The organism is Shewanella canadensis (assembly GCF_003966225.1).
In the GTDB taxonomy this organism is placed as follows: Bacteria; Pseudomonadota; Gammaproteobacteria; order Enterobacterales; family Shewanellaceae; genus Shewanella; species Shewanella canadensis.
In genome coordinates, this window is sequence record NZ_RXNU01000007.1 from 1 (window position 1) to 20,269 (window position 20,269).

Genomic DNA, 20,269 nt, shown 5'->3' on the forward strand with positions numbered 1-20,269 from the left:
TTACTCACCCGTCCGCCGCTCGACGTCTGATAGCAAGCTATCTCCGTTTCCGCTCGACTTGCATGTGTTAGGCCTGCCGCCAGCGTTCAATCTGAGCCATGATCAAACTCTTCAATTAAAGTTTTTTGTTTTACTCGGTTAAGAGCAAAACGGCTCAATGAATTATACTGTTTTTCATCAATCCGAAGATTAATGAAGTTTACATATTGCTATGGTCACTCAGTGGTTCATCGAGTTAAATTTTTGATTGCTTCCTAAGAAGCAATTTCGAATAACTCAACACCTGTGAGTGTCCACACAGATTTCTTGTTTAGTATTGTTAAAGAGCTGGTGCTTGGTAGCACCGCCGTTGACGCTAGGTCGTAGGCTTTTACTTACTGACCAAGATGTTTCGTCTTGGCTAGGGAGGCGTATTCTACACGCTCCACTGTCGGCGTCAAGCGCTTATTTTAACAAGTTTTTCAAGCGGTGATTTCTTAAGCAGAAGTCGAACTCGAAGCCCTTAAAGCGATTGTCACCTGAATCTAATCTCCGAGGAGTTTCAATTCTCTAACACCGCTGCAAGTCCCGTACTCCTTAGCTTAACGCTAACTCGTTGGCCTGCTGTGCCGTGTCAGTGGATGCGCATTATAGGGATACCAGCCCAGAGTACAAGGGCTTTTTAATAAAAAACCGACCTTTTTGCAGTTTTCATCCTTAGCCACATAATACCCACCACTTACCCCCTGAGTTATCCACACAACACATTATCCGGAGGTAATTGGGGTACCTAATCACGATTAAAACAGGATCTCGTTATACAGGATCTTGATGGATGATCACTTCGGCATGATCAAAAGCATTTCTTAACCTTTCCTCGGTTTCATCTGCGATTGTATGGGCATCTCTTAATGTAAGATCGCCATCCAGTTCTAAGTGACACTGAATGAATGTTGTCTTTCCTGACTCGCGAGTTCTAAGGTCATGAAACCCGTTTACTCTCGGATCTTCCTGGATTAACTCAACAATCGTCAATCGAGTATCAGCATCCAACTCTCTATCTAGCAGTGACTGAATCGAACGGTAGCCAAGCCCAATGGCTTGTTGACCAATAAAGATGGCAATAAGAATGGCAAACAGACCATCGGCCCACCACCAACCATACTGAGATAAGACTAATGCGAGTAATACCGCTGCATTCAGAAACAGGTCAGACTTATAATGTAGCGCGTCGGCTTCTACTACTGTACTGGAAGTCTCTGCCAATGCTCTTTTCTGCAATAAGACCAAGGCAAACGTTAATACAATGGCGATAACGGATACGACAACGCCTACCATGGCATGATTAATTGGCGTCGGATTAATTAATCGATCGCCACCGTGAAACAGTAACAGGAAGGCTGAACCAAGAATAAATGCTGACTGAGCTAAGGCTGCCAGTGGCTCTGCCTTACCATGTCCGTACCTATGATCCTGATCGGCTGGTACGATTGCATACCGGATCGCAATGAAGTTAACGATTGAAGCTAGGGCATCGGCAAATGAATCTGTTAATGACGCTAACATACTGGCCGAACCAGAGTACATCCAGGCCGCCATCTTGATAATAATAAGGGTCAAGGCAGTAGCCACAGCTGCGCGGCTAGCTAACTTGACCCAGAAGTCATATTGGGAAGTCTGTTTCATAGGATCATATTTCTACTATCTATAGCTACTATCATTTTCTATTAGATAGCAGGGGAAGCACATGACCCTAAGTGTATCTTAAATCATCCTAAAACAGTGACGACTATCGGTCTCCTTTACGTTCGTGACGAGAATGCCCCCTTTCGAAGTTCTCCTTAAACTTAACTTGCTGCTCAGAAGTCAGTAGCTTATATATCTCATTCTGCACTTTAAGCATGCCTACAGCTTTATCTTGACGCTTCTCATGCTTTTGCTGCATGAGTAGTTTTACTTGAGATTCATCGAAACTATCTGCAGTGATCAAGGCAAGCATCTCTGTTTTATGTGCCTGGCGTTCATCACTCGTTGGACGGCTGTCCTGCATTGACTCTTTCTGTGCTTTCATCAATGTTTTGATTTCGGTGCGCTGCTCATCGGTTAAATCTAACCCTCTGAACATCTTCTTCATAGCACTCTTCATACCACCATTATGATGCCCCATTCTGTCACCTTTCATATGGTAGCCACTATCTTGGCATCCAGTCTGCTGTTCTGCATAAACGCTTGTAGTCAATAACGCGGTACTGGCCACAATGGCAAGTAGCCCTGCTTTCAATGTATTTGCTTTCATATAACTGGCCTCTAATTGTTTATGGGGGTAATCCCCTAAATCGACACTAGCTATTTTAGCGCCCCCTATGTAAGTCAGGGTTTTGGTTTCGTAAAAGACTGTAAATAAAGTAAGACAGGCTATTGCTGCCTATGACTGCTCCCTTATCTTTACGTAGAATTACATTGATAAACTGCAATTGACATCCAAAAGGGTATAATTCCGGTGTTAGCGTCTTGTTTTAAGGTAGAGAAATTTATGAGCCAAATTTTATTGATCGATGATGACCTAGGCCTGTCTGAGCTTTTGGCACAACTTCTTGAGTTAGAAGGGTTTGAGCTTACTCTAGCCCATGATGGGCAGACAGGACTCGAGCTAGCACTCGAAAAGCAATTTGACCTCATTCTTTTAGACGTGATGCTACCTAAACTCAATGGATTTGAAGTTCTAAAAGCACTGCGTGTCAGCAGGCAAACTCCGGTTCTCATGTTAACCGCAAGAGGTGATGAGATTGACCGAGTTGTCGGACTTGAAATTGGCGCCGACGACTATCTACCTAAACCTTTCAATGACAGAGAGCTCGTTGCCAGAATAAAAGCCATAATTAGACGCTCCAATATTTTACCGGAAGAAAAAGCAACGACTGTATATGAATATGGTGATATTCAACTCGACCCAGGCAGGCAGGAAGTCTTTTGCCAAGAACAACTACTCATATTAACCGGTACAGAGTTCGGATTACTGTTTGAGATGTTACAAAATGGCGGCGAGTTAATCAGCAAAGAGATGCTCAGCGAAAAAGTGCTGGGGAAAAAGCTGATGCCATTCGATCGCAGCCTGGATATGCATCTTTCAAACTTACGTAAAAAACTCCCCGAAAGAACTGATGGTCGACCAAGAGTCAAGACGATCCGAGGTAAGGGTTACATTTGGCTGCCTTAATGATCAAAGACAGACTCCCGAATCGAATTTTTATTAAATTATTGCTCGGCTTCTGGCTGTGTAGCTCCCTTATTATTGCTATCGTCGGTCTGCTTCCTCTATTGCAGCAAAATCATGATCGTGCCCCATTGCCTCCTCACCTTGAAAAGTTACTCGAGCGATATGCAGAACGGATCATAGATAACCCAGAGATCATTCAAAACAATCAATTCAGGCGTCTTAGTCATCGTCGTGATTTTCAGGGGAAACCGATTCGATTTTATCTGGTAAACGATCAAGGGAGGGTCATCAATACCGAAAAAGTTTCCCGAGGTATGCGGCGATTTATGCTTATGGCAGAGGAAACCAGTGAACCGATCAGCCATCAATTTAAGGATGAGCTGCTGTTTGGACCTTATGATTTTGAAGTATTAGGAAAACAATACTCACTGTATGGTCGATTTAATGATCGCCATCCGCGTCCCTGGTTCTTCTTCTTCGCTGAAAACAAGCTGCTCACGTTAACGTTGGCGATCGGGTTATCAGGGCTAATTTGTGGACTACTCGCCTGGCACTTAGGTAAACCACTTCGAACACTGAGACTCAGTGCCGATGCACTTGCCAATGGCGATCTAACCAATCGCGTCGACAATGCAACCACTAAGCGAAAAGATGAGATAGGCCAGTTAGCCCAAGCCTTTAACGGTATGGCCGACTCAGTTGAAAATATGGTTAATAGCCAACAAAGACTCATCAGTGATATCTCACATGAACTTCGTACACCTCTGACCCGATTGCAGCTCGCACTAGCTTTAGCCCGTAAGAAAGGCCAGGAGTCGGCAGAAACTAAGCGTATTGCCTATGAAGCAGAGCAGTTAGAGAAGATGATCTCAGAGCTATTAGAGCTATCTAAAGTTAAACTCAATGCTCATGACCACAAAAAACACCTCGGTTTAGCGGAGACATTAGGGCAGGTACTCGACGATGCCGAGTTTGAGGCAGAACAGCAGCAAAAGGAGTTATCAATTGAGATAGATGAGGAGATAGAGTTACCTCTCTACCCTAAGCCTCTGTCCCGCGCTATAGAAAACCTGTTACGTAACGCGATTCGTTACTCGCACTCCTCAGTCTCAATCAAAGCCCACAAGGCAATGAACATAGTGACAATTGAGATAACCGATGATGGGCCCGGTATCGATAATGAACAAGATCTACAGGCAATCTTTAAACCCTTCTATCGCCCACAATCGGCACGAGAGCGAGAGTCCGGTGGCTGGGGATTAGGCCTTGCCATTACCGAGGCAGCTGTAATGGCTCATCAGGGCAAGATTACTGCATCTAATCTCGTCCCCCATGGGCTAAATGTGACTATTGAGCTACCAAGTTAAGCCGCTGTCGCAGCCCTCTCCTGTACCAACCAGGCAGAGAACTCCATCTTTCCCGGGATACGCTTATCTGAGTGTCCCATAAGATGGGTTAGCGCATAACTGAATTGATAATACATCTGCACATCACCGCTATGCTTGTTGGCATCGTCACTATTTATCATGGCGCCGCGTAAATAGTTGACCACTAATTCGGCCCGATCGAAACCAGCAACATCACCAACTTGGGTAATTAGCCCCTTATTCCACAGCTCATACTGAGAGTAAAGCTTCTCGAATCGATGGCGATAATATTGAGTCGCTTGCACTAAAATCTCAGCATTTGGCATCACACGTTCGATGACAAAACGTTGATTAGATAGAGTATCTCGCAAGCGCCAGCAGTGGTGGAATAAGATTCGCCTTAGGGGATCGTTATAATTGAGCTCATCATCTTTAGCTTGCTCCAACCAACGGCTGTAATCTGCACACGCTACTGCGACAATAAGATCGGCCTCAGAGGGGAAATGGTTATAGATGGTTCCTTTAGATATCTGGCTTGCCTTCACTAAGTGTGAGCGACATAGATCGAATGTCTTATGCCCTTGCAGACACCTTTGAGCGACCTCTATCAGATAATGCCCACGCTGTTCCCAATTACTCATATCGACCCCATCACACTTATCAAAACAATTTAATATCAAGTTCACAATCAAACGATAACAAGTTCTATCGCGAGTGGATATTGAGTAATATAGGTAGCATTATTAACTATCTCAATATCAACGGTCTCAACCTATGCTTAAGAGTGAATTATTAGAAGGTTTTATCGCCGTCGCTGAATGCGGAAATTTGTCTAAGGCTGCGGAGAAGATCTGTCGAACTCAATCAACCCTTAGCTTACAGATTAAAAAGCTTGAGGAGAGTGTGGGCCAATCCCTGCTACTGAGAGATAATAAAGGTGTCACACTGACAGAGCCGGGTGAAACCCTGCTCAACTATGCTTATAAGATGATGCAACTAAACTCTCAGGCACTCGATGAACTAAAAGAGTGTAAAAACAAAGAAGTCATTCGCTTAGGTGTTCCTACCGATTACATTAACCGTTATCTCAGTAGTAGCCTGCTTGAGTTTATTCGCGAATTCACCTGCATCGAGTTGGTGATCGATACTGACGTCAGTGGTAACCTTTATAAACGTCTGCATCAGGGGGAGTTCGATGTTATCGTCGCGACTCACTGGCAAACGCCAGCACCAGGACATGGCGAACTGCTATTTGAACGCCGCTTTCTCTGGGCTGCAGCCAAGGGCGGTAATGCTCACAAGCGCAATACTGTCCCAATGGCGCTCTACCCTGAAAACTGTCCTATTCGAGCCCAGGTCTTTGCCAACCATCAGATATCGATGCGTCAGATCAATGTTCTGCTTTCCACTCCATCGCCAAATGCTCTGTGCATGGCGGTTGAGAACGATTTAGCCATAGCGCCTATCGCAGAGTTTAGAATCAACGACAAGATGGAAGTTCTCGATCCTATTGAGCATAACCTGCCCCCATTGCCTGTATTTAATGAGTCCCTGTACCTCAACCCCGACACACAAACTAAAGCGACGAAACAGTTAACCACACTGCTTAAGGCTCACACAGAAAAGTATCAGCAATAATTCGCCCCTCAATTATTTTTCACAAAAAAAGGAGACTTTAAGCCCTCCTTTTACTCGTCTTTAGTATCGCTCATTCAGCAATAAATCATCGACTAAAGAGACTCTCCAAAATAAGCTAAAGCGCATATTTAGCCGAGAACATCACCGATACTTCTACCAATATTTCATGCGTACCAGTACCTAAACTCACGCACAAACTGAGCGACCAACTATCAGATAACATAGATTGAGCGTACACCTAAAAATATCAGCAATAATTCGTTCTTCAATTATCGCCCACAAAAAAGGAGGCTTTAAGCCTCCTTGTACTAGTCTTTAGTATCGTAACTTCAGCAACAAATCACTTCGCAGAAATACTATTCTAAATAAGTTAAAGCACATATTTAACCGAGAAAATAACCCGATTTAACTCGCCTTTATCACCATTTTGTTTCGTGTTTTCTGCATACATGTACTCAACACCAACGGTCAAAGGCTTAACCGGTGAATAGAGTAAGTTCACATAACCAGAGTACGACTCTTCATTAACTGCTCCACCCGTTAACGCGACATCATTATCGGCCTTAAAACCTGAGACGGTGAAACTTGAGCGCAACTTATCATTCCACCAATGACGATATGAGGCAAAACCACCGTAAGAGCTAATGGTCTCAATATCACCATCACTGTTTAAGACACCAGCATTAGCATAGTTGAGCGCCATATAGCGGCCCATACCCTCACCAACCGTCGCTGAAAGTTTGATATCATCACTACCAACCGGAATGACACCAGTTAAGCTAACACCGTAACCCATTTCCTGAGTATCCAGATCACCTTGCTCAATGTTCAGCTGTCTCGCTAAACCGGCAACAGTGAACTTAGCGCCACCTTCAGTTTTGAAATTATAGCGTGCAACAAAATCCGGTACCATGCCACTGCCGCTAGTAATACGAGCACCGCCACCGTTTGGAGTCACCGTGGTCTCTGGGTTCTCTACCGCAAACTGGAAGCCACCATTGGTATAACGAACCATAGACTGACGAACAAACGGCGTACCTTCAGCCGCGCCGACAAAATCTAAGTTCTCAGGAAGCGCGCCAGGGTTTTGGAACGTACTCCAGGTCTGACCTACTGTCCAGTTATCGAAACTAACGATTGCATGACGAATACGAGGAGAGTAACTATTTGAAACACGCTCATTACCGTCTGCGTGAGTCATGAAATCAAGTTCGATAAATCCACTTAACTTATGACCATCAAGATTTGTACTGGTTTTGAAGTTAAAACGTGACTCGCGGGCCTGAAAGTCGACAACTTGCTCGCCATTCCCCTCAGCGCCATAAATAGCACCTGGCACATAAAACTGTCTGGAAATGGCCCCTGAACCCGGTGCACCATTGCTGTAATCACTGAACATGACGTCCGTTTTTACATATCCACCAAATTTGAACTCTGTATCTCCAGCCTGTGCAGTCGCACATGGAGCACTTAAGGCAACAACTACAGCGGTTCCAACTAAACTAAGTCTTCCTGAAAATATACTATTTTTCATCACATCACCGTTATATTTTTATTGTTAAAATGACCTTCCCTAAAAGAAGTTAATGAAGGGAAGGTGTTTCACATGATTGCCGCTCAACACTAATTAGGCTCATGAAGTCACCTCTTAGGTTGATTGGCAAATCCAATTGCCTTAGCCAATGTCATTTCTTGCAGGGGAACAATCGACCAAGCGCTTGTTATTGTGAAAAAGCCAACCATATTCAGAAAACACAAACTAAATATGGTTGGTCGCTTCGGTTCAGACCGAAGATGGGAAACTAACTACACTTCAGCAGACTATTTCTTATGCTTGTCAAACTTAAAAGTATGACAGTTGTTGCACATAGGCTGTTTAGGCTGGTGTTCACCATGACACTCTTGGCAAGGTAACTCTTTGCCATAGTGCAAGTTGTTGTGTGGGTTTTGCCACTTGTCTTCTTCACTTCGAGCCGTCTGCTCTGCTAGATCATCAGCATCATGACATTGCAAACATGATTGATCTGACGGAAATTGTTTAATGCCATTGTCGTGGCATGTCTTACAATCCTTTCCGATCACTTCTTTGTGGTGGTCACGTACTTCAACAGCCTGTGCAGACAGTGTTAATAGGCAACCTAATGTTAGCGCCAATACCGCTTTCAATTTAATCATCTCTAATTCCTCTTATAATCTGGCAAATTTAGGCCTGCATGACACTGCGAGCGGCTGTCATACCCATCACCATACATTCAGGAATTGAGCAACTACCGAGACGACTCACACCATGAATACCACCACACACTTCACCCGCTGCATATAAGCCAGAGATTGGTTGTCCAGTGAAGCTATCTTTCACTTCAGCTTTAGTTGTGATCTGTACACCACCTTGACAGTAATGCACTTTTGGCCACAAACGAACGACGGTGAACGGTGCTTCGATGAACTTGTCCTTCGCCTTAGTCATGTTCTTGCCAAACTGCTTATCATCACCAGATTTAACGTAGCTGTTGTACTCTTCGATCTGCGCCTTTAGTGGCTTCAGTGGCACTTCGAAATGCTTAGCCAGCTCTTCGATTGTGTCGAACTTCCAACCTACGTTGTATTTGATCACTTTCTTAGTATTAGGATGCTTCTTCGAATCCTTATAGCTGGTGATCAAGATTGGAGGTAACGCCTCACCTTTCTCATCACGACAGCTTAACTCGGCATCGGCGCGCGTCTTACGGTCGGCAATTTCATTCATGAAACGCTTACCAGTTAGACGGTGGATCGCCAATGAATGAGGGAAGTTATAGATAGTGTAGTTAGACACATAACCAAAACCACCTTCATCAGGTGATGCCCAAGGGCCAGATTGGATATGAGCCAAATGTACAGGGATTGCACCGAGACGGAACATCTCGTACATACCTTCACCAGTCGCACCAGGTGCGTTGGTACAACCTACTTCAGCGGTCAGAGTTGGATCTTGCGCCATACGCAGGTTGATGTTCTGTGCAAAACCACCAGTAGCCATAATCACACCGCGTTTGGCGCGGATATGACTTATTTTACCTGGCTGGTCTTCACCAAAATGATAGTTTTCACGCATTTTAACGCCAACAATCTCGCCCTTATCACCCACTAAGAAACCTTCAAACTTAGCGCGGTTATGGGTATGAACGCCAAGTTTACGGCATTCGTTTAATAGTGGCTGAGTGATTCCTGCGCCGCAGCTCACTGTAGTTTGGTAAGTACGAGCTACCGAATGACCACCTAATTGTTGTAGGTATGGGTGGAATTCAGAGCCAGCATCCATAGTCATCTGCAGTGCTTCACCAGCATGCTCTGCAACGTGACGTAGTAGCGCTTCATCGGCAACACCACGACCAGACTTCATCTGATCAGCAACCATTCTTTCTACAGAGTCTTGTACACCCTCTGTTTTTTGCATAGGAGTACCAGGAGCAGCAAACAAGCCACCATTGATGGCTGAGTTGCCACCAAAGTAAGACATTTTCTCGAAGATATGAACGTCTTTAGCACCTTTTCGCGAGGCTTCGATTGCTGCGGCTAAACCGGCAAAACCAGAACCAATAATTAGGACTTCAACCTCTTTGTCCCATTTTACTCCGTCCGCTTTCTCAGAAATGGCCATCGCTGGCGCTGCTATAGCAACACCCGCAGCAGCTCCCATTCCTTTAATGAAATTGCGGCGTCCAAGCAGATTTGCATCTTTCATCTGTCATCACCTTTATTTTGTTTTAATCGACACAGTGATCATAAAGATGGAATGAGTTCCAAAACGAGAGTTACAAAACATTACATTCAAAACACTTTGATAACATGTTGAAAACTAAGCCTAGGTTCAAATTCGTTTAAAATTACAACTTTAGAGGTATTTTGGACTGAGTTCCAAAAGCAGATAAAAAGCTAGAAAGGTAAGGAAAACCAAGCGTAGGCCACGTCCTGATGTTAGTGTGATGAGATAAAAACCGGAATAAGTATGTATGGAACTAGAAGATATTTACCGACAGGACCTCAGTTTGCTTATCGCATTACAGATCCTGGTTGAAGAGTGCAGTGTTACTCGAGCCGCTAAGCGATTACATCTGAGCCAGTCTGCCACCAGCAGAATTCTGGCTCGTCTGCGTGAAATGCTCAATGACCCACTTTTTTCCCGCGTTGGACAGAGGTTAGTTCCCACTCAATTTGCCCTCGATTGCTATCAACAACTACAGCAACCCACAGGCCAGTTAATTGAGATGCTTACGCCTAAGGTGTTTGTGCCTGAAGCCTGTAAACAAAAATTCACCATCGCCGCTACCGACTATGCGATGCAGGCCTTGGTGCCTTTTATATTGCCTGATATCTATCGTAAGGCACCCAATATTCAGCTTGAAATTATCCCGGTTCAACACAAAGAGATGCAATCACAGCTCAGCGCCCAAGGAGCCGATATGGCGATCTGCCGAGCCATTGGACAAACATTACAGCTCAATCAAGAGTTTCTGGGAAAGGTGGGGGTGAGTTGCCTGCTGTCGCCGGCACACCCCTTAGCGAACAGCGAATTAACGTTAGAAGATTATCTGCACTATCCCCATGCGACTATCGCGATCAGTGATGGGGTGAAGGCGCTACTGGATGCAGCTATTTCCGGTCATCAAGCTCCTACGGAACGGCTAAGAACGTCGCACCTCGATAGTGCCTTGGCATTGCTTCCCTTCCATGAGCTACTAATCATACTACCGGCAGGAATGGCTCAGCTGGCGGCAAGCAAACATAGACTGAGAGTTAAACCGCTTCCGTTTGAGATCCCCGCACTGGATTATAATCTTTTTTGGCATTCCAGATGCGAGTTAGACAAGGGTCAGCAGTGGCTTAGAAAAGAGGTAGCCACTGCGACACAAAGATTACTCGCTGATTAAAGTTTAACGAGTACTCTACCGGTGACTTTCCCTTTAACTATCTTATCGGCGAACTCAGGAACTTGATCCAGGCTGATTGTTTGCCCCGCTTGCTGATAGTAGCTGTCAGGTAACAGTTCAAGCACTTGCTCCCATGCCGCCTGGCGCTTTTCAAATGGACATGACACGGAGTCGACGCCCAGCAAGCTGACACCACGTAGAATAAATGGCATCACAGTAGTTGGCAGTGCAAATCCTCCAGCCAAACCACATATCGCCGCCGCGCCGCCATACTGCATCTGCGCCAATGCTGTCGCTAATACCTTATTACCGACGGTATCGACGATACCTGCCCAGCGCTGCTTCTCCAGTGGTCTTGCATCTTGCTCGAGCTCACTACGCTCCATCACTTCACTGGCACCAAGAGAGCGAAGAAGATCGGCATTCTCTTCGGCGCGGCCTGTACTGGCCACGACCTTATAACCCAGGCGTGATAACAGGGTGACAGCGACTGAACCTACGCCGCCACTCGCTCCCGTCACTAAGATATCACCCGACTCAGGTTTAATATTGGCATTTTGAAGTGCTTGCACGCAAAGCATAGCCGTGAGACCTGCAGTACCTATCATCATGGCTTTGTCGGCATCACAAGTTTCCGGCATAGGCACCAACCAGTCAGCGTTGACGCGTGCCTTTTCAGCCATGCCACCCCAGTGATTTTCGCCTACGCCCCATCCGGTCAGGATGACTTTATCACCCGCCTTATAGCGTGGGTCTGCAGACTCACTGACAACACCGGCGAAATCGATACCCGGTACCATAGGGAAATTGCGGATAATGCGTCCGGCCCCGGTCACCGCTAAACCATCTTTATAGTTCAACGATGAACAAGCCACATCGACTAACACCTCACCCTCAGGCAAGTCAGTCTCTGGAAGTTGACAAATATTAGCTAACGTAACCCTATCTTCTTGTGTTAATACCAGTGCTTTGAACATGTTGGACGCCTCTGAAATTATGAGCTTTAAAGCATAGTGGAAAATACTACATGACTGAACTGCATATTTTGCATAAATACAATGCACCAAACACATTACCATTCTTCGTTTGACAAGAATCCACTATTAATCACGGAATCGATAGCATGAGACTTCAAACGGCAAACCCACGATTAGCTTTTCAACCCGAGTCGCTTAAGCTTCCTATATAGGGTGTTTCGACTCACCCCCAAATGCTTAGCACACTGGCTCACATTACCTTCAAAACGCCGATAAGCGGCGACGACATTAGCATCCACGGTATCACTCAGCTCCATAGGTTCTGACTCGGTAGGAGGAATGGCTTTTCCATCCATCAACTGCATTTGCAACTCATCGGGTAGAGCAGACCAGTTAAGTTCGCTTTCACCTTCAGCCATGATACTGGCAACCTGCATAAAATTATCAAGCTCTCTGAGGTTTCCCGGCCATTGATAGTGACATAGCTGGTTCAACAAGCGGCCACATAAAGCCTGCTCACGCGCCTTATGCTTGTTATGTAGTTTCTGAATGATGCGTTCAATATCACTGCGGTGTCTCAAGGGAGGTAAGCGGATCTGTAATCCATTGAGTCGATAGTAGAGATCTTGCCTGAACAGGCCATCGGCGACCCGCTGTTTCAGATCGGTATGTGTCGCTCCTATCACCTGAATATCGACTTTATAAACATTATTACTGCCAACCGGGATCACCTCACGCTCTTGCAGAACCCGTAATAACCGACTCTGAGCGCCCAGAGACATCTCTCCAATTTCATCCAGAAACAGGAAGCCGCCATCAGCCTGACGAATCTTGCCTATATAACCGGCGCGATTAGCACCGGTGAAGGCGCCTGAGTGATAGCCAAATAACTCAGACTCAACCAGGTTATCGGGTAAGGCCGCACAATTGACCGCAACAATAGGCTGTTCTCTTCGTTGGCTCTGGGCATGTAACTGTTTAACAAATTGATCTTTTCCTACGCCGGTTTCCCCAGTGATTAGCAGGGGGATATTTTTACTCAACACTTTATTGGCATGTTGCCAGGCCCGCTCTAACTTAGGTTCGCGAAACTTTACACCCAACTGGCTCACCGGCCTATTTGAACGAGCTCTGCTTTGTACCACACCTATACGAGCCGGCTTTAGTGGCTGAGTCTGCAGATGCAGGTTTTCATGCTGCTGTATTCGTTCATTGTGGTTCCAGTCCCGCCCCAGATGTTGATCTATGGCATCACCGACTTTTGCCGAACCCAGCAACTGCTTTGCCATAGGGTTACAACCCAGTATTTTCCCATCAGTATCTGCAACTAAAATGCCCTGCCACCCCGAATTAATGAGAGAGGATTGTGACGCAAGGTTAATACGGTAGTGGCTATCGGGGAGGTGACACAAGAGTGCCGTTTCCACCTGCTGGGCCAAGCTGGAGACTAAGAGTAAGGTTTGCTGAGTGTGCCTTTGCTGCTCACTGGTAATATCGATGGCCGCTATCATCTCACCGGAAGGTGAAAATATCGGACACGCAGTACAACTCATAAATCTATGCTGTCGTATGAAGTGCTGGTCGCCGACCACTGAAACCGCCTGTCTGGCAGTCAATGCCGTACCTATCGCATTGGTTCCCTTATGCTCCTCTTGCCAGTTAACCCCGATGTCGAGCGCCACATTAGCCAGCCTGTCAGAGTATTTATCCACTCCCCAATGAGATAAGACATAGCCCTCTCTGTCAGACAAGATCAGCCGACTGCTTGTATGAGCCATTAACTGATTAAACAGGGGTAAGGCATGGCTCTGAACCAAGTCTATTAACTGGCCATGCTGCTCGTGCTTTTGCCGAATGGCCGATGAATTCAGACGAAGCTCTTCAGGTGGTTGAAATTCAGATAAACCTGCGCCCACACTTCGCTGCCATGAGTCAGATAACCAATGTTGTAATTGCAGTTTAGATGCCATAGCAGTGTTCCATTGTGGCACACCTCAGGTGTGCATTTTTATCACAGTGTGACCTCTGAGCTCATACCGACTATTGATGGCCCACACACATTCGAAAAAGCAAAATTAGCGTTTCATCATACTGTTAGCCATAAAAATCTACAACTCCTACCAATTTGGCCCACTACTTGCGATATCGGCTCCGATAGTGATGCGATAACAGTGCCCATGCAGACTGTTATAGAGCAGCTAATATTAAGGGCGTTTAGCTCCACAAGTAGAACAATAACAAGATCGATCAACAAGACAAAAAAGGAATTCAATCATGATCTATGCACAACCAGGCACCTCTGACGCACTCGTCAATTTTAAAGCCCAATACGCCAACTTTATCGGTGGTGAATGGATAGCTCCTGTCGGTGGCAAGTACTTTGACAATAGCTCTCCGGTTAACGGGCAGACGTTTTGCCAAATTCCTCGCTCCGATGAACGCGATATCGAACTCGCGTTGGACGCCGCACATGCCGCCCGGGAGTCTTGGGGATTAACATCGGTAACCGAGCGTTCTAACCTATTACTGAGAATTGCCGATAGGGTCGAGCAAAATTTAGAGTACCTCGCTGTCGCAGAGTGTTGGGAAAATGGTAAGGCGGTACGTGAAACCATTAATGCCGATCTGCCCCTGTTCGTAGACCACTTCAGGTATTTCGCCGGTTGTATCCGAGCCCAGGAGGGAAGCGCTGCCGATATCGACTCGAATACCGTTAGCTACCATTTCCCGGAGCCTCTGGGCGTCGTTGGTCAGATCATTCCATGGAACTTTCCACTCTTGATGGCAGCCTGGAAAATTGCTCCGGCACTTGCGGCAGGAAATTGCGTCGTACTCAAACCCGCCGAGCAGACCCCTGTTTCTATCCTGGTGATGCTGGAACTGATTGAAGACCTGCTACCACCAGGAATACTTAATGTGGTCAATGGCTTTGGCGCCGAGGCGGGACAAGCACTGGCCACCAGCAAACGAATTGCAAAACTTGCGTTCACCGGTTCGACCGAAATTGGTCACCACATTCTGAAGTGTGCCGCTGAGTCATTAATTCCTTCAACCGTCGAGTTAGGTGGAAAATCTCCCAACGTTTACTTTGCCGATGTGATGGATCATGAAGACGAATACCTAAGCAAAGCGATTGAGGGCATGTTGTTAGCCTTCTTTAACCAAGGGGAAGTCTGTACCTGCCCATCCCGAGTGTTGATCCACGAATCGATCTACGAACCGTTTATGGCGAAAGTTATCGAACGAGCCAAAGCCATCAAGCAGGGCAATCCATTAGATACCGATACTCAAGTTGGTGCTCAGGCATCCATGGAGCAATTCGATAAGATACTCAGCTACCTGCAGATAGGTAAAGATGAGGGTGCTCAGGTGCTACTCGGTGGGAATATGTGCAAGTTAGAGGGAGACCAGAGTAGTGGATACTATATCGAGCCCACCATACTAAAAGGCACGAACGATATGCGTATCTTCCAGGAGGAGATCTTTGGCCCCGTTATCTCGGTCACCACCTTTAAAGATGAAGCCGAAGCCTTGGCTATCGCCAATGATACCGAGTACGGCTTAGGTGCTGGTGTTTGGACTCGCGATATGAACAAGGCGCAGCGCATGGGACGCGGCATTCAAGCCGGACGCGTTTGGATTAACTGCTATCACGCCTACCCTGCTCATGCTGCATTTGGTGGCTATAAAAAGTCAGGGATCGGCCGTGAGACTCATAAGATGATGCTAGATCATTACCAGAATACCAAGAACCTCTTGGTCAGTTACGATATTAACCCTCTGGGGTTCTTCTAAAAACCAAGAAATATCGATAAAGTAAAATATCCACAGTCATGCCCTCGCGGGTATGACTGCTTATATCGATGGGTATTACACCCTATATCCAGCCACTTAATGAATATCAATTTCAACAAACTAAACCCAAGATTAGTCCGGCAATATCAATCGCTCTATTAAGTGTGAACCCAAACTTCGGATTTACGTTTTGGAAATCATGTTGCGACAGTTTTTCACTTTAGATGATGAGCCACTCGAGGTAAATTGGTAACCATAATTTTAAAGTGGATATGGCATCATGACCTTGCAGGAAAAATTGGCTCAAATCATTAGCGACCCAACGCTGTCCCCCAAGCAAAAATCGAACTACTTAGCCTTAGAAGCCGATGCAAGTTTACCTTATCTCACTATTTCAGACGCCGTCACCCAGGCCAAGAGCACAGGTATTATCTGCGATATGTTTGAGGGCAATGCCCCATTCAAACCTCGTTATGTCTTGCCCGACTACGCTAAATTTTTGCAGCAAGGATCGGAATATCTGGAACTGCAAGCCCCTCAGGATCTGGATGAAGCACTCAACGCATTAACCATCATCTACCACCACGTTCCCTCGGTAACCAATATCCCGGTTTATCTGGGGCAGTTGGATGAGATCCTGATGCCTTTCGTTGATGGACTGGATGAAGATGTCGTCTACCGAAAAATAAAACTTTTCTGGATCATGCTCGACCGTACGCTTCCCGACGCCTTTATGCATGTAAATATAGGGCCGAGCGACAACATCGTCTGCCGAACGATTTTAAGAGTCGATGCTGAACTGAAGCAGGTCGCACCGAACCTGACCTTTATGTACGATCCCGACATTACCCCGGATGAGTTATTGCAAGTTGCAGCGAGCAACATCTGTGAATGCAGCAAGCCTCATATCGCCAACTACCCTATTCACAAAAGCGCTTATGACAAACAAGGCTTCGGGATTGTAAGCTGTTATAACTCGTTACCTTTAGCGGGTGGTGCCAATACCTTAGTGCGCCTCAACCTTAAAGAGGTCGCGCTTAAAGCTGACAACATCGATACCTTCTTTGCCGATACCTTGCCCCATTATTGCCAGTTAACCTATGATCTGATTGAGGCTCGTAGCAAATACCTACACGAAGAGTCACACTTCTTCAATAGTTTCCTGATCAAAGAGGGACTCATTGAAGAGCAAAGGTTTGCGCCAATGTTCGGTATTTACGGCATGGCGGAAGCGGTAAACATATTACTGGGCAACCCGGAATTATCTGAAACAGCATTGGAGAAGCCGAGTCAGCATTACGGCCATAGCAAGATAGCGAATGAGTTAGGCCATCGAATCTCGGCCGAACTGGATAACATAGTGAAATCTACCCCAGTCACCTATGGCTACCATGGACGAGCGCTTCTTCATTCACAGGGAGGGATCAGCCTGGATATTGACGTGACGCCCGGAGTGCGGATCCCTTATGGTACCGAGCCAGACCCTATCTCCCATGTGCGGGCATTAGCCGAACATCACCAATATTATACTTCCGGGATCAGCGATATTTTGACTATCGATGAGACGATAAAATCAAACCCCGAAGCCATGTACCAACTGTGCAAAGGGACGCTGAGCTTAGGTTTCCGTGAATTTACCGCCAATGTCGCTTCTAACGACTTAATCCGAGTCACAGGCTACATGATTAAATTATCAGATATTGCTGACTTTAAGCAGCAAGGCTCCCGTACCAATACCACAGGGTTAGGTGCAGAAGCGGCAGCCAATACCGGGATTTTAAATCGCAAACCAAGAGTCACGAGTCATGAGCAATCGCCTGTCTACGCTAAGTAAAACAGCGTCAGTAAGTCAGATCATCAACTTCTCGTGTGTCGATGGGCCTGGAAGCAGGCTCGTTATTTTTTTGCAAGGCTGCAATTACAACTGCAAGAACTGCCACAATCCTCATACTATCGACATGTGTGACAGTTGTGGCGATTGCATTGCCCACTGTCCCACTCAGGCACTAACCATGGAGTCGAACGATGGTAAAGATGTCATCCGGTGGGATAGCGACTTATGCTCCGAGTGCGATACCTGCTTAACCGTATGTCCCAATCAATCTACCCCTAAGACTCGAGAGTATAGCGTCGCTCAGATGCTGGAAGTGATCCAACAGCATGGCTCATTCATCTCCGGGATAACGATTTCCGGCGGTGAGGCGACGCTACAACTTCATTTCATTATTGCCCTGTTTAAGGCCATCAAGTCGAGTGATGATCTGCAACACCTATCTTGCATGATCGATAGTAACGGCAGCTTGAATGAAACTGGCTGGCAAAAGCTCCTTCCCTATATGGATGGCGCCATGATAGATCTTAAATCCTGGCAACAGGAGACCCACAGATACATAACGGGCCGGGATAATCACAGGGTTTTTCGGTCACTTAACCTATTAAGTCAGCACAGCAAATTATATGAAGTGCGATTATTACAGATACCCGAAGTCACTGATTTTGAGTCTGAAATGGATGCGCTGGCAGTCTTCCTTACTCAGCTTCCCCCTACGACACGAATCAAGCTCAATGCGTTTCAACATCATGGTGTGACTGGAGAGGCGTTAGCATGGCAAACCTGCTCAGAGGAAAGCATCGAAAGACTGGCAAGCCAACTGACAGAACGGGGAGTTAAACAACTGATTTTACCTAGTGTTTATATTTAAGTCTGCCAGTTCAACTAGCTATTGCTGCATTCTAATATCTGTTGATATAACCAACGGTGCGCCGGATCATTCATACTCGGTCGGTGCCAAACCAAGCTATACACCACCTCGCCATAATTAAAGGGCAGAGGTTTGATCTGTAAACCTTTCGCCTGAAAGGCCGTTTTAGCCCATCGACGAGAACAGGTAAACAGCAACTCACTGTGATGACACATCAAGGCTGCACCACCAAAATCCGGTACCGAGATAGCCACTTTGCGTTGCAACTCTTGTTGCGCCAGCTGCATTTCAAAAAATGGGGTATTAAGATCGGTATCCGTAATGCCTATATGACCGTAGCTCAGGTAATCATCTATGGTAAATAGCTGGTCTTTGTTGCCTTTTTTCACCAGAGGGTGTTCCGGGCTCATCAGGCAAACCATCTCATCATTAGTCAGGGTCTCCCATACCAGATCGTTGTGAGCACTCGGAGGCTGACTGCGATCGTGAGGCAAAATGATGAAATCCAACTCTCCTTTAGCCAAGCCATCGAAACCAACACTGTCTTTTGACCAGATATCCAAACGAATATTCGGTGCCAGTGTCAACACTTGGGCACTTAACTTAGCTGCCAGCAGCTCAAATGTACTCTCACGCATGGCTAACGAGAAACGTCCCTGATAACGCGCTGGATCGAAGACCTCTTGTGTCATGATCTGATTCATATCATTGATCATCTGATGCACACAGGGGCCGAGACGACGGGCTAAAGGGGTCGCAACCAGCTTGTTCCCATGACGATAGAACAACTCATCATTCAGGCTAGTTCGCAGTTGTCCCAAGGTTTTGCTGATCGAGGACGGACTTAAACATAGCCTCTGGGCGCTGGCGGTCACACTTAGGGTATCCAACATCACATGCAAGGTGATCAAATGCTTCATGCTGATACGCGAGAGTTTAATGAGGTCCATAAACCAGTCATGCTCCAGATAGTTAAAACTCTGAGATTTATACAGCCATAATATACCCAAACCGGAATAAAGTGTGAGACGACGCCCACTGCCCTCGTAAATCTCCTTAGCCTATCGAGTACTAATAGAGTCAGGACTTCAGGGCAAACTCTGGGATTGATTAATCTAACCTTATCCAATCTAATCTAAGATATTTGATACTCAGGTTTTCCGGTCTCTGTTTTTTCCCTTATAATCATCTCTCATTATTTTTTAGGCAGGTCAGCATGTTTCATATCGCACTCTTTGAGCCAGAAATCGCTCCCAACACAGGTAATATTATTCGTCTCTGCGCCAACAACGGCTGTCAGTTGCACCTGATAGAGCCTCTGGGCTTCGATCTGGAAGAGAAGAAACTTCGTCGAGCAGGCTTAGATTACAGCGACCTCACCAGAGTAACGCGTCATAAAGATTTTGAGAGTTTTCTGACAGCAATGGATGGCAAGCGCATCATGGCATGTACCACCAAGGGCAGCAGACCTCATACAGAGCTCGCTTATGAGAAAGACGACGTACTGCTATTCGGGCCTGAAACTCGCGGACTACCGATAGAGATCATCGAGTCACTTCCCACGGCGCAGCGTCTGAAAATCCCGATGACAGCAAATAGTCGCAGCCTAAACCTGTCAAATGCCGTGGCTATCATCAGTTATGAGGCATGGAGACAAGTTGGTTTCGAAGGGGCGGTATAAGAC

The 20,269-nt window shown here is 46.2% G+C and carries 17 protein-coding genes and 1 rRNA gene; 8 read left to right on the top strand and 10 right to left on the bottom strand.

What is annotated here, in order from left to right:
• From EKG38_RS14045 to EKG38_RS14055, 3 genes are all read right to left on the bottom strand, one after another.
• Positions 1 to 118: ribosomal RNA gene (locus tag EKG38_RS14045) — 16S ribosomal RNA — on the bottom strand; the annotation flags it as partial.
• A gap of 677 nt (positions 119 to 795) precedes the next feature.
• Positions 796 to 1,665 (bottom strand): cation efflux pump FieF, encoded by an 870-nt coding sequence (gene fieF / locus EKG38_RS14050; protein ID WP_126520871.1) that lies wholly within the window; start codon positions 1,663 to 1,665, stop codon positions 796 to 798.
• A gap of 103 nt (positions 1,666 to 1,768) precedes the next feature.
• Entirely contained in the window at positions 1,769 to 2,275 is a 507-nt protein-coding gene (locus EKG38_RS14055; RefSeq protein ID WP_126520872.1) for a Spy/CpxP family protein refolding chaperone, read from the bottom strand.
• Positions 2,276 to 2,512: 237 nt separating this feature from the next.
• Between EKG38_RS14055 and EKG38_RS14060 the strand changes: the two genes are divergently transcribed.
• Both EKG38_RS14060 and EKG38_RS14065 read left to right on the top strand, forming a co-directional pair.
• A complete protein-coding gene (locus EKG38_RS14060) occupies positions 2,513 to 3,196 on the top strand; it encodes a response regulator (RefSeq protein WP_126520873.1) in 684 nt (227 codons plus the stop codon).
• Positions 3,196 to 4,563 carry an ATP-binding protein gene (locus tag EKG38_RS14065; RefSeq protein ID WP_126521092.1) on the top strand — a complete coding sequence of 456 codons (1,368 nt, stop codon included), beginning with the start codon at positions 3,196 to 3,198 and terminating at the stop codon, positions 4,561 to 4,563. The genes EKG38_RS14060 and EKG38_RS14065 overlap by 1 nt, the downstream gene beginning before the upstream one ends.
• On the opposite strand, the gene EKG38_RS14070 is transcribed toward EKG38_RS14065, so the two are convergent.
• Entirely contained in the window at positions 4,560 to 5,204 is a 645-nt protein-coding gene (locus EKG38_RS14070) for a TetR/AcrR family transcriptional regulator (RefSeq protein WP_126520874.1), read from the bottom strand. The genes EKG38_RS14065 and EKG38_RS14070 overlap by 4 nt on opposite strands.
• 133 nt (positions 5,205 to 5,337) lie before the next feature.
• Between EKG38_RS14070 and EKG38_RS14075 the strand changes: the two genes are divergently transcribed.
• Positions 5,338 to 6,201: a LysR family transcriptional regulator gene (locus EKG38_RS14075; RefSeq protein WP_126520875.1), complete on the top strand. Its 864-nt coding sequence runs from the start codon at positions 5,338 to 5,340 to the stop codon at positions 6,199 to 6,201.
• A gap of 370 nt (positions 6,202 to 6,571) precedes the next feature.
• On the opposite strand, the gene EKG38_RS14080 is transcribed toward EKG38_RS14075, so the two are convergent.
• The 3 genes from EKG38_RS14080 to ardA form a co-directional block, all read right to left on the bottom strand.
• Positions 6,572 to 7,723 carry a DcaP family trimeric outer membrane transporter gene (locus tag EKG38_RS14080; protein WP_126521093.1) on the bottom strand — a complete coding sequence of 384 codons (1,152 nt, stop codon included), beginning with the start codon at positions 7,721 to 7,723 and terminating at the stop codon, positions 6,572 to 6,574.
• Between the two features lie 299 nt (positions 7,724 to 8,022).
• The gene (ardB, locus tag EKG38_RS14085) at positions 8,023 to 8,376 is read right to left on the bottom strand and encodes an acrylate reductase cytochrome subunit ArdB (RefSeq protein ID WP_126520876.1); all 354 of its coding nucleotides are present in this window, start codon (positions 8,374 to 8,376) and stop codon (positions 8,023 to 8,025) included.
• 28 nt (positions 8,377 to 8,404) lie between these two features.
• Positions 8,405 to 9,925: an acrylate reductase flavoprotein subunit ArdA gene (gene ardA / locus EKG38_RS14090; RefSeq protein ID WP_126520877.1), complete on the bottom strand. Its 1,521-nt coding sequence runs from the start codon at positions 9,923 to 9,925 to the stop codon at positions 8,405 to 8,407.
• A 268-nt stretch (positions 9,926 to 10,193) separates the two neighbouring features.
• Here ardA and EKG38_RS14095 point away from each other — a divergent pair, with 268 nt between their 5' ends.
• Positions 10,194 to 11,111: a LysR family transcriptional regulator gene (locus EKG38_RS14095; protein ID WP_126520878.1), complete on the top strand. Its 918-nt coding sequence runs from the start codon at positions 10,194 to 10,196 to the stop codon at positions 11,109 to 11,111.
• On the opposite strand, the gene acuI is transcribed toward EKG38_RS14095, so the two are convergent.
• Positions 11,108 to 12,088, bottom strand: a complete 981-nt coding sequence (gene acuI / locus EKG38_RS14100; protein ID WP_126520879.1) for an acrylyl-CoA reductase (NADPH) — start codon at positions 12,086 to 12,088, stop codon at positions 11,108 to 11,110. The two genes, EKG38_RS14095 and acuI, sit on opposite strands and share 4 nt — an antisense overlap.
• Positions 12,089 to 12,261: 173 nt before the next feature.
• Positions 12,262 to 14,058 (bottom strand): sigma-54-dependent Fis family transcriptional regulator, encoded by a 1,797-nt coding sequence (locus tag EKG38_RS14105; RefSeq protein WP_126520880.1) that lies wholly within the window; start codon positions 14,056 to 14,058, stop codon positions 12,262 to 12,264.
• 304 nt (positions 14,059 to 14,362) lie between these two features.
• Between EKG38_RS14105 and exaC the strand changes: the two genes are divergently transcribed.
• The 3 genes from exaC to EKG38_RS14120 all read left to right on the top strand — a co-directional run bounded on the left by exaC (position 14,363) and on the right by EKG38_RS14120 (position 18,585).
• Positions 14,363 to 15,883, top strand: a complete 1,521-nt coding sequence (gene exaC, locus EKG38_RS14110; RefSeq protein WP_126520881.1) for an acetaldehyde dehydrogenase ExaC — start codon at positions 14,363 to 14,365, stop codon at positions 15,881 to 15,883.
• A 280-nt stretch (positions 15,884 to 16,163) separates the two neighbouring features.
• Entirely contained in the window at positions 16,164 to 17,717 is a 1,554-nt protein-coding gene (locus tag EKG38_RS14115) for a YjjI family glycine radical enzyme (protein WP_126520882.1), read from the top strand.
• Positions 17,689 to 18,585, top strand: a complete 897-nt coding sequence (locus tag EKG38_RS14120) for a YjjW family glycine radical enzyme activase (RefSeq protein WP_126520883.1) — start codon at positions 17,689 to 17,691, stop codon at positions 18,583 to 18,585. The genes EKG38_RS14115 and EKG38_RS14120 overlap by 29 nt, the downstream gene beginning before the upstream one ends.
• A gap of 14 nt (positions 18,586 to 18,599) precedes the next feature.
• Here the strand turns inward: EKG38_RS14120 and EKG38_RS14125 are convergent, their stop codons facing one another.
• On the bottom strand, positions 18,600 to 19,535 hold the full coding sequence (locus EKG38_RS14125) for a LysR family transcriptional regulator (protein WP_126520884.1): 936 nt from the start codon (positions 19,533 to 19,535) through the stop codon (positions 18,600 to 18,602).
• A 266-nt stretch (positions 19,536 to 19,801) separates the two neighbouring features.
• Between EKG38_RS14125 and trmL the strand changes: the two genes are divergently transcribed.
• Positions 19,802 to 20,266 carry a tRNA (uridine(34)/cytosine(34)/5-carboxymethylaminomethyluridine(34)-2'-O)-methyltransferase TrmL gene (gene trmL / locus EKG38_RS14130; protein WP_126520885.1) on the top strand — a complete coding sequence of 155 codons (465 nt, stop codon included), beginning with the start codon at positions 19,802 to 19,804 and terminating at the stop codon, positions 20,264 to 20,266.
• The last annotated feature ends 3 nt before the right edge of the window (positions 20,267 to 20,269 follow it).

Excerpts from the sequence above, each read along its gene's own strand:
- fieF (WP_126520871.1), bottom strand. The coding sequence starts at position 1,665 with ATGAAACAGACTTCCCAATATGACTTCTGGGTCAAGTTAGCTAGCCGC.
- EKG38_RS14055 (WP_126520872.1), bottom strand. The coding sequence starts at position 2,275 with ATGAAAGCAAATACATTGAAAGCAGGGCTACTTGCCATTGTGGCCAGT.
- EKG38_RS14060 (WP_126520873.1), top strand. The coding sequence starts at position 2,513 with ATGAGCCAAATTTTATTGATCGATGATGACCTAGGCCTGTCTGAGCTT.
- EKG38_RS14065 (WP_126521092.1), top strand. The coding sequence starts at position 3,196 with ATGATCAAAGACAGACTCCCGAATCGAATTTTTATTAAATTATTGCTC.
- EKG38_RS14070 (WP_126520874.1), bottom strand. The coding sequence starts at position 5,204 with ATGAGTAATTGGGAACAGCGTGGGCATTATCTGATAGAGGTCGCTCAA.
- EKG38_RS14075 (WP_126520875.1), top strand. The coding sequence starts at position 5,338 with ATGCTTAAGAGTGAATTATTAGAAGGTTTTATCGCCGTCGCTGAATGC.
- ardB (WP_126520876.1), bottom strand. The coding sequence starts at position 8,376 with ATGATTAAATTGAAAGCGGTATTGGCGCTAACATTAGGTTGCCTATTA.
- ardA (WP_126520877.1), bottom strand. The coding sequence starts at position 9,925 with ATGAAAGATGCAAATCTGCTTGGACGCCGCAATTTCATTAAAGGAATG.
- EKG38_RS14095 (WP_126520878.1), top strand. The coding sequence starts at position 10,194 with ATGGAACTAGAAGATATTTACCGACAGGACCTCAGTTTGCTTATCGCA.
- acuI (WP_126520879.1), bottom strand. The coding sequence starts at position 12,088 with ATGTTCAAAGCACTGGTATTAACACAAGAAGATAGGGTTACGTTAGCT.
- EKG38_RS14105 (WP_126520880.1), bottom strand. The coding sequence starts at position 14,058 with ATGGCATCTAAACTGCAATTACAACATTGGTTATCTGACTCATGGCAG.
- exaC (WP_126520881.1), top strand. The coding sequence starts at position 14,363 with ATGATCTATGCACAACCAGGCACCTCTGACGCACTCGTCAATTTTAAA.
- EKG38_RS14115 (WP_126520882.1), top strand. The coding sequence starts at position 16,164 with ATGACCTTGCAGGAAAAATTGGCTCAAATCATTAGCGACCCAACGCTG.
- EKG38_RS14120 (WP_126520883.1), top strand. The coding sequence starts at position 17,689 with ATGAGCAATCGCCTGTCTACGCTAAGTAAAACAGCGTCAGTAAGTCAG.
- EKG38_RS14125 (WP_126520884.1), bottom strand. The coding sequence starts at position 19,535 with ATGGACCTCATTAAACTCTCGCGTATCAGCATGAAGCATTTGATCACC.
- trmL (WP_126520885.1), top strand. The coding sequence starts at position 19,802 with ATGTTTCATATCGCACTCTTTGAGCCAGAAATCGCTCCCAACACAGGT.